The organism is Xenorhabdus stockiae, assembly GCF_002632825.1.
GTDB lineage: Bacteria > Pseudomonadota > Gammaproteobacteria > Enterobacterales > Enterobacteriaceae > Xenorhabdus > Xenorhabdus stockiae.
Window position 1 is genome coordinate 159,923 of the sequence record NZ_NJAJ01000007.1, and the last position, 6,627, is coordinate 166,549.

Genomic DNA, 6,627 nt, shown 5'->3' on the forward strand with positions numbered 1-6,627 from the left:
GGAAATTGAACAGATAACCTTTATAAGGTAGATACTTTATTTTTTTAATCCCCTTTCTAAAAGGGGTAAGGCTTATCTATTTTTTGATAGGCAGTATTAAAATTACTGATGAACTATTCGTAAATACAGGCGTTATTAAATTTGATGATGGGCCATTTATATTGATTATCCCATTATGAAATTATAAAAATTGTTATTTTGATGGTTATAAATATTGATTTTCTGTTTTATTGTTAATGCTATCGTGGATGATGCTAGATTATTTCTAATTGAATTATTTAAATGAATCATTGAGTTAATTAATGTATATTCCGTGTTTTTTATTAAGTGAATATGGCGTGGGAATAGTTGATTAATGGTGAATGGGTAAAATAAAAATAATGTAACATTATTAAGTTACGGCACTTTTTATGTCAGTTGTATCGAGTGCTAAAGAAAGAGAATGTAATATAGAGGTTGTAGAGTGAAAAGAACCTATTTGTCTTTAGCTATATCTGCGTTTGTTTTCGGTATTTCAGGCATGTCTGTTGCTGATCCTATTTCTGGTATTTTTGGTGATAAATTTTTTGATTATTCCCGTGATGATGGTGGGATACCTCATTTTAAAAATATCCCTTCAGATACGGTATTTGATAATAAATCAATGCTATATCTGCATGATTCAGAAGAAATAAAAAATGTAACATTGAATCAGGACTCAACATTGAAAATAGATGGAGGTGGGACTGCTATTAACACGATTGTTAATCAGGATTCGGTGATATTTCTTATTAAATCTAAATTAAACACGCCGGGGGCCCCAACCGTTCAGGATACCATTATTAATCCTGGAGGATATCTTAATATGGAAGCACACGCTGTATCAAAAGGGGGGCTCTATGTAGCCAAAGATGCAGTATTAACGATTGACAATGTTGATGGGAATTTTGTCAACGTGAAGTTCAATACACCCGTACCAGCAGCTAATGTTTCAATTGAAAATTTGAAATTAGCGGGACTCGTAGATATTACTCCAACATGGAATGAAGATGATGGAGAAGATGGTGATGCCCCATTCCCTGATAAGCCTGGGCCATATTTAGTGACGCAGATCCATAATCTCGAAATGCTGCCAGGTAGTAAAATAATAATGGATGGGTATGAGTCAGGGGCACAATATAATAAATTGGAGATAAATAGCTTATCAGGCACAGGTAATTTTGAATTATCTACCAGTCTTGCTGATAATATTGGTGATCTGATTTATGTAACAGGCCATGCGTCTGGTAATTTTGGCATCTTAGTCCAAGATAGGGGGCGGGAAATTGTTCATCCAGAAAATATCCGTCTTGTATATATCAATGCAGGTGATGCTCAGTTTGATTTACTGAACAAAGATGGCATCGTAGATATTGGTATTCATAAATATCGTTATCGGTTAGAGAGTAAAAAAGATGGCGAACATACGGAATGGTATCTGGTAAATGAGGAAAAAGCGTCCCCTCAGGAACCAAAAAAAGATCCGACAGAAATGACTAATCCGACTAAGACTGATAATAAGAGTATACTTGTTCCAATTGGTTTTAGTTCCAGTGCCCGAAATATAATGAGCATGTCTGCTTCTTCACAACATATTCTGAACACTGAGTTAAATACTTTACACCAGCGGCAGGGCAATTTGCGTAGCAATGATGGTGAAATGGAGGTTTGGGTACGCCATCTTAGCGATAATAGCCGCCTGAATACTCATCACTATGCAGCATTTAAAAATACCATGAATGGGCTGCAAATCGGGGTAGGTAAACAATTTGAGCTGGAAAGAGGTAAATTATTAGCAGGTGCCTTCACGTCATACAGCAAATCTAATGTTAAATTCAATATCGGTGGTAATGGCGATGTTGAGAGTTACAGTAGTGGTCTGTATGCGACCTATCTGGATCAATCAGGTTTGTATTTTGATACAGTGCTGAAAGGTAATCGTCTGAAAAACCAAATTAGAACCAGAATGAATAGCGGTGATATCGGACGGGCTGATTATAATCAGAGTGCTTTCACTGCTTCATTGGAAACGGGCTATACCTTGCCAATATCTCAACGTGTTACTTTTGATCCCTATGTAAGAGTCAGTTATTCTCACATCAGCAGTGCTGATTATACACTCAGTAATGGTATGCAGACTGACATTCACGGAACAAATAGCTTACAAAGTGAAGCCGGTGCACGTTTTGGTACTCATCTGACATTAGGTAGTATGGAGATTATGCCATATGCTAAGTTGGCTGTTTCCCATGAATTTAGTGGCAGCAATAAAGTCAATATTAACAAAGTGACTTTTGATAATAATTACTCCGGTAATACCGGTAAATATGGTTTGGGTATAAATACTAATGTGAATAAAAATATCTCTGTTTACGCTGAGGTAAATTACCTTCATGGCAATAAAATCGAAACTCCGATACATACAACAGCAGGGTTTAAGGTATTGTTCTAAGCATTAAATAGTTTTTGTCAGGAAAGTAGTTCAAGCTTAGTGCATTCTTTTGTCAGTTATGCTTGAACTACCTATTGTAACTTACGGGATTATCGCAAATGAACGTACCGGGAACCCTGTTGCCTTTTCTGGTTTAGCGACAATATTAAAAATAATTGCGCCACGAGTAGGAACCTTATCTAAATTTTTCATTATTTCTATTTGATACGTATCCTGTGCCAAAACGTAATGTTCGCCGAGGAGTCCATTATTATTTTTGGCCTCTTTCGAGGAGTCAGTATCAAATGTTTCGTGCCCGATGGCTTTTATTTTCCTTTCCTCAAACAGAAACTTGAGTGCATCTAATCCCCAGCCGGGTGTCTGATTATTTCCGTTAATATCTTTATTTTCCATTTTTTCCTGAGAAGGCCAGCGTTTACTCCAGTCTGTTCTTAATGCAACAAAAGTATCAGCTTCAATAATGCCATGCTCGGCTTCAAAACAAAGAATATCTTCTTTGGACAACGAAAAATCGGGTTCTTTTTCTGTCCGTTCTGATTTGTCAATAACTATTAATGGTAATACTAGTTCTTTTAATTCAATCCCATTCAGGAAACGACCATCAGGAATAAAATGGCAGGGAGCATCAATATGCGTGCCATATTGCCCGACAAAAGTAAATTGTTGGGTGAAAAAGCCATCCTGATAACTAAATAATGTTTTAATTTGAGCAGGGGGAAACATAGAAAAATGAGGAGAATGTTGATCAAAGCTGTGAGTCAGATCGATCCATTTTTTAGATTTTAATAAAGTGAGTGCCTGTAAAATATTATTCGTCATAAAAACCTCATCTTTTTTAATTTTTTGAGGATGACAGGTGATATATTCAATCGTCGGTGACTGGGGCAGCCACCGAGATTCGTTTGTTAGTGGATATTAATAACTTTTTGGGGTGATATCAACATAGGTGGGATCGGAAAAAGAACATTCCTCTTCAGAAATAATCGATGAAGCAATAATAATCACCGGTGATTTATTCTTGTCAATATAAGGAATGGTAACTTCTATTGTCTGGGAATAAAGTTCGCCCCAGGCTGAATAAGTTATCGGTAACTTATTTTTTTCCAGAAGGTGTCTGTTAATTAATATTGAATTTGCCTGATGCTTATCCAGTTGGTTATTTTTCCTGACCGCGGCATTTATAACCTGATAAGCTGCCCACGATTCTGTCGTAGCGCAGTAATCTAAATTTTCATTTGTCGAAGCGATGCTTATCGCTGGGATAAATAACATCGTAAAAGTGAGAAGTTTTTTCATATCATTCCATTGAATATATTATTTTAAATAATAATAAAATTTGATTGTTCTTCCGTATTCTCTTTGCGAGAAACAGCCGTTATTATCATCTTTGCGTTAATTTTTTGTGTTGAAAATGTTTGTGTTTTTATATTGATTGTTTGCAAATTATGCATAAAATATAATGCCGAATCAGGATCCCCGAAAAAGGGATGGTGACTAAATGACACCACCTGAAATAAGATCAATAAACGATACCACTCATTATTATTATATTAATAAAATATTATGGTGCCGCTGTTATTTTTATGTTTTCTCTGTCGTAGGCGTTAACTCCATTTCATAATCACTGACAGGGAATTGCCCATAAGTATCATGCAATAATTGTTTGCAGCTTTCCTGTTTAATCAGGTCGCTGAGTTCATCTAAGCGTTTTTGTAATAACCGCTTAGTTTCATTTTCATTATCCAAGACAGTCTGCAAAATTTTGGTTAATTTCTGCTGCAATGAAATAGGCGCATCTGAATCTTCTGATATTAAGGTAACCACTTCTACTGCTTTCAGATAGGTGATTTCCATATCGACAAGTACATCCCATTTTTCATTTTTAGCTAAATCAAGCATCTGCTCACTTAAACTAAGGATCTGCTGGTAAGCTGACAAAAGATCCAGATCATTTTTCATCAAACAATATCCTGACTGGCGTTGTAATGAGGACCTATCTGCCGCCAAGAATCTGAAATCTCGGTAAGTAAATCAATCACTTCGGTAATAGCCTTCTCATCGTTGCGTAAATTAGCATGGAGTAAACGACGACTCATATAATCATATAAAGCAGAAAGATTCTGAGCAATCTCTCCGCCTTTTTCGAAATCAAGTCCTTCTTTCAGACCATTATCAATGATATTTATCGCCTTTGAAATAGCTAAACCTTTTTCCGGGATATTTCCCTGTTGCATCAGAATAATTGCACGACGTAGGGCGCTGAGCGCCCCATTGAACAATATCTGAATCAACTGATAGGGAGAAGCATTCATAATTTCGCTCTCAAGATCTACCTGAGCGTATAACTGGCTTGCCGAACGTTGATACATATTATCCTTTAATTATCTTAAAAGCTGGAATAGGGATGAACTTGTGTTATTCAGGGAATTCATCAGTTTATCCAATTCTGTGAATTGACGTTTATACCGCTCCATTGTGGCATCAATAGTGTCATTTGTCCGCTCCACTTGTTTCTCAAGGGTTTTAAGACTTTTATTAATGCCTTCGGTTGCGGTTGCGATAGTCCCTTCATGGCTATCCAACGTTTTCTTTAATAGGTTGTAAGTCTGGGTTGCAAAGCCGGTTTTTTCACCATCGCCCATAAAGAAAGCCTTCACGTTGGCCGGTTTCTCTTTCAGGTTCTTTTCCAGTTTATCTTTATTGATTTCCAGTGTGCCATCCAATTTCTGTTTAATACCCAATTTATTTAAGGTAGCGATATCAGCAACATTCTGGGCAGCAAATAATTGGTGTCTTAATTGGTTCTGGATATTTTTCAGTGTTCCGTCACCCAGCAAAGCACCATTATCTTTTGACGCCGCTTCACCTTTTCCGACCGCTTTGAATTTGGTCAGCGAATCAAAAGTAGACTGTAAGTCATTATAAGCATCAACCCACTTTTTAATTGCTTCCTGCATTGGTTCAATATCACGGGAAACAACCAGTGTTTCGGATTTGAACTGTTCTACTTCTTTCAGTTCGCCATCGTCCCCTTTAACTTTTACAGTTTCTTTTTCTGAAACTTTTTTCAGATTCAGGGTAATACCTTCCGGCGCATCTTTTATTTCGTTAGTCTGGCGCTCAATTTTGACACCATTAACGTGTAATATTGCATTTTTTGCGGGAACTTTTTCTTGCATTACACCTGTGCGATTTTTATCGCTTGGTGGGTATTCCAGCAATTCGTTCAGTTTATTATCACCTTCGACCTTGATTTTCATCATCGATTTTGTACCCGCTTTTTTAGCGGTCAGAATCAGATAATTATTTTTATCGTCGGCTTTAATAATGCTGGCGTTAACATTACCTTCCTGCTTATTAATTGCATCACGGATCTCAACCAGAGAAGTTTGCTCATCGGTCAGAGCAATCTTCATGAGTTCTGTTTTACCGTCTTTACCTTCCTGCTCAATAACGATAGTACGGCTTATTGCCGAAGTTTCTCCCAACTGTTCTTTTACACTGGGAACAGATGCGGTTTGCAAAGATTGCGCTACGGCAAGCTGCTCAACTTCAATCTTATAGTTACCCGGGCTGGCTTTGGAATCCGTGCTTGGAGTAAATAATTTATGGTCTTCGCTTGTTTTAGTTGTATTAAGCTTATCGAATTTTTTTAGTTCTTCCGAAGCGGTCTGAAGTTTTTCCAGACTGCCTTTTAATGTGCCAAAACCGGTCAGCTTTGCTTTATAGCTTGTTTGTTGCTGTGCTAATGGTTCTAAACGTTTTCTTTCTGCTGCCTGAAGTTTATCCAGCAAAGAACCCAAATCCATCCCGGACCCGGCCCCTAATGAGGAAATGCTAGCCATATTGACTCCTTTATTTGTAAAGCATCACTGGAGTTGTTATCGGATTAATTTGCGAAAAGTTTACTGAGAAAACGATTTTTTTGATGGATGGAATAGTTGATGAGAACAGGCGCTGTTTGGGTTATCGGTATATTCTTCGTCTTTCAGGTTGTTTATTTATTGGCTGCGCTCACTCCAGTCAGCGATTTTATAAATATACGGTTATCTATGTTCCTAAATAACTTTTCATAATAGTGAGACACTCGATTTACTTTCTCTGAAAGAGTCTATTTGCAGATTTTTTCAAGAATTTTTTCACATTACTGAGCAGTT

General features: G+C 37.0%; 6 protein-coding genes. 1 reads left to right on the forward strand and 5 read right to left on the reverse strand.

The genetic code is table 11. The features are described from left to right. Window positions 1-463 precede the first annotated feature (463 nt). Window positions 464-2,470 carry an autotransporter outer membrane beta-barrel domain-containing protein gene (locus Xsto_RS05060; protein WP_099124277.1) on the forward strand — a complete coding sequence of 669 codons (2,007 nt, stop codon included), beginning with the start codon at window positions 464-466 and terminating at the stop codon, window positions 2,468-2,470. Between the two features lie 81 nt (window positions 2,471-2,551). On the opposite strand, the gene Xsto_RS05065 is transcribed toward Xsto_RS05060, so the two are convergent. From Xsto_RS05065 to fliD, 5 genes are all read right to left on the reverse strand, one after another. Further along, window positions 2,552-3,289 (reverse strand): cyclase family protein, encoded by a 738-nt coding sequence (locus Xsto_RS05065; protein ID WP_099124278.1) that lies wholly within the window; start codon window positions 3,287-3,289, stop codon window positions 2,552-2,554. A 96-nt stretch (window positions 3,290-3,385) separates the two neighbouring features. Further along, a complete protein-coding gene (locus tag Xsto_RS05070; RefSeq protein WP_099124279.1) occupies window positions 3,386-3,766 on the reverse strand; it encodes a hypothetical protein in 381 nt (126 codons plus the stop codon). A 285-nt stretch (window positions 3,767-4,051) separates the two neighbouring features. Next, a complete protein-coding gene (fliT, locus tag Xsto_RS05075; protein WP_099108240.1) occupies window positions 4,052-4,429 on the reverse strand; it encodes a flagella biosynthesis regulatory protein FliT in 378 nt (125 codons plus the stop codon). Next, window positions 4,429-4,839, reverse strand: a complete 411-nt coding sequence (gene fliS, locus Xsto_RS05080; RefSeq protein WP_086956342.1) for a flagellar export chaperone FliS — start codon at window positions 4,837-4,839, stop codon at window positions 4,429-4,431. Before fliS ends, fliT begins: the two co-directional genes overlap by 1 nt. Window positions 4,840-4,851: 12 nt before the next feature. Then, window positions 4,852-6,315 (reverse strand): flagellar filament capping protein FliD, encoded by a 1,464-nt coding sequence (gene fliD / locus Xsto_RS05085; RefSeq protein WP_099124280.1) that lies wholly within the window; start codon window positions 6,313-6,315, stop codon window positions 4,852-4,854. Window positions 6,316-6,627 lie beyond the last annotated feature (312 nt).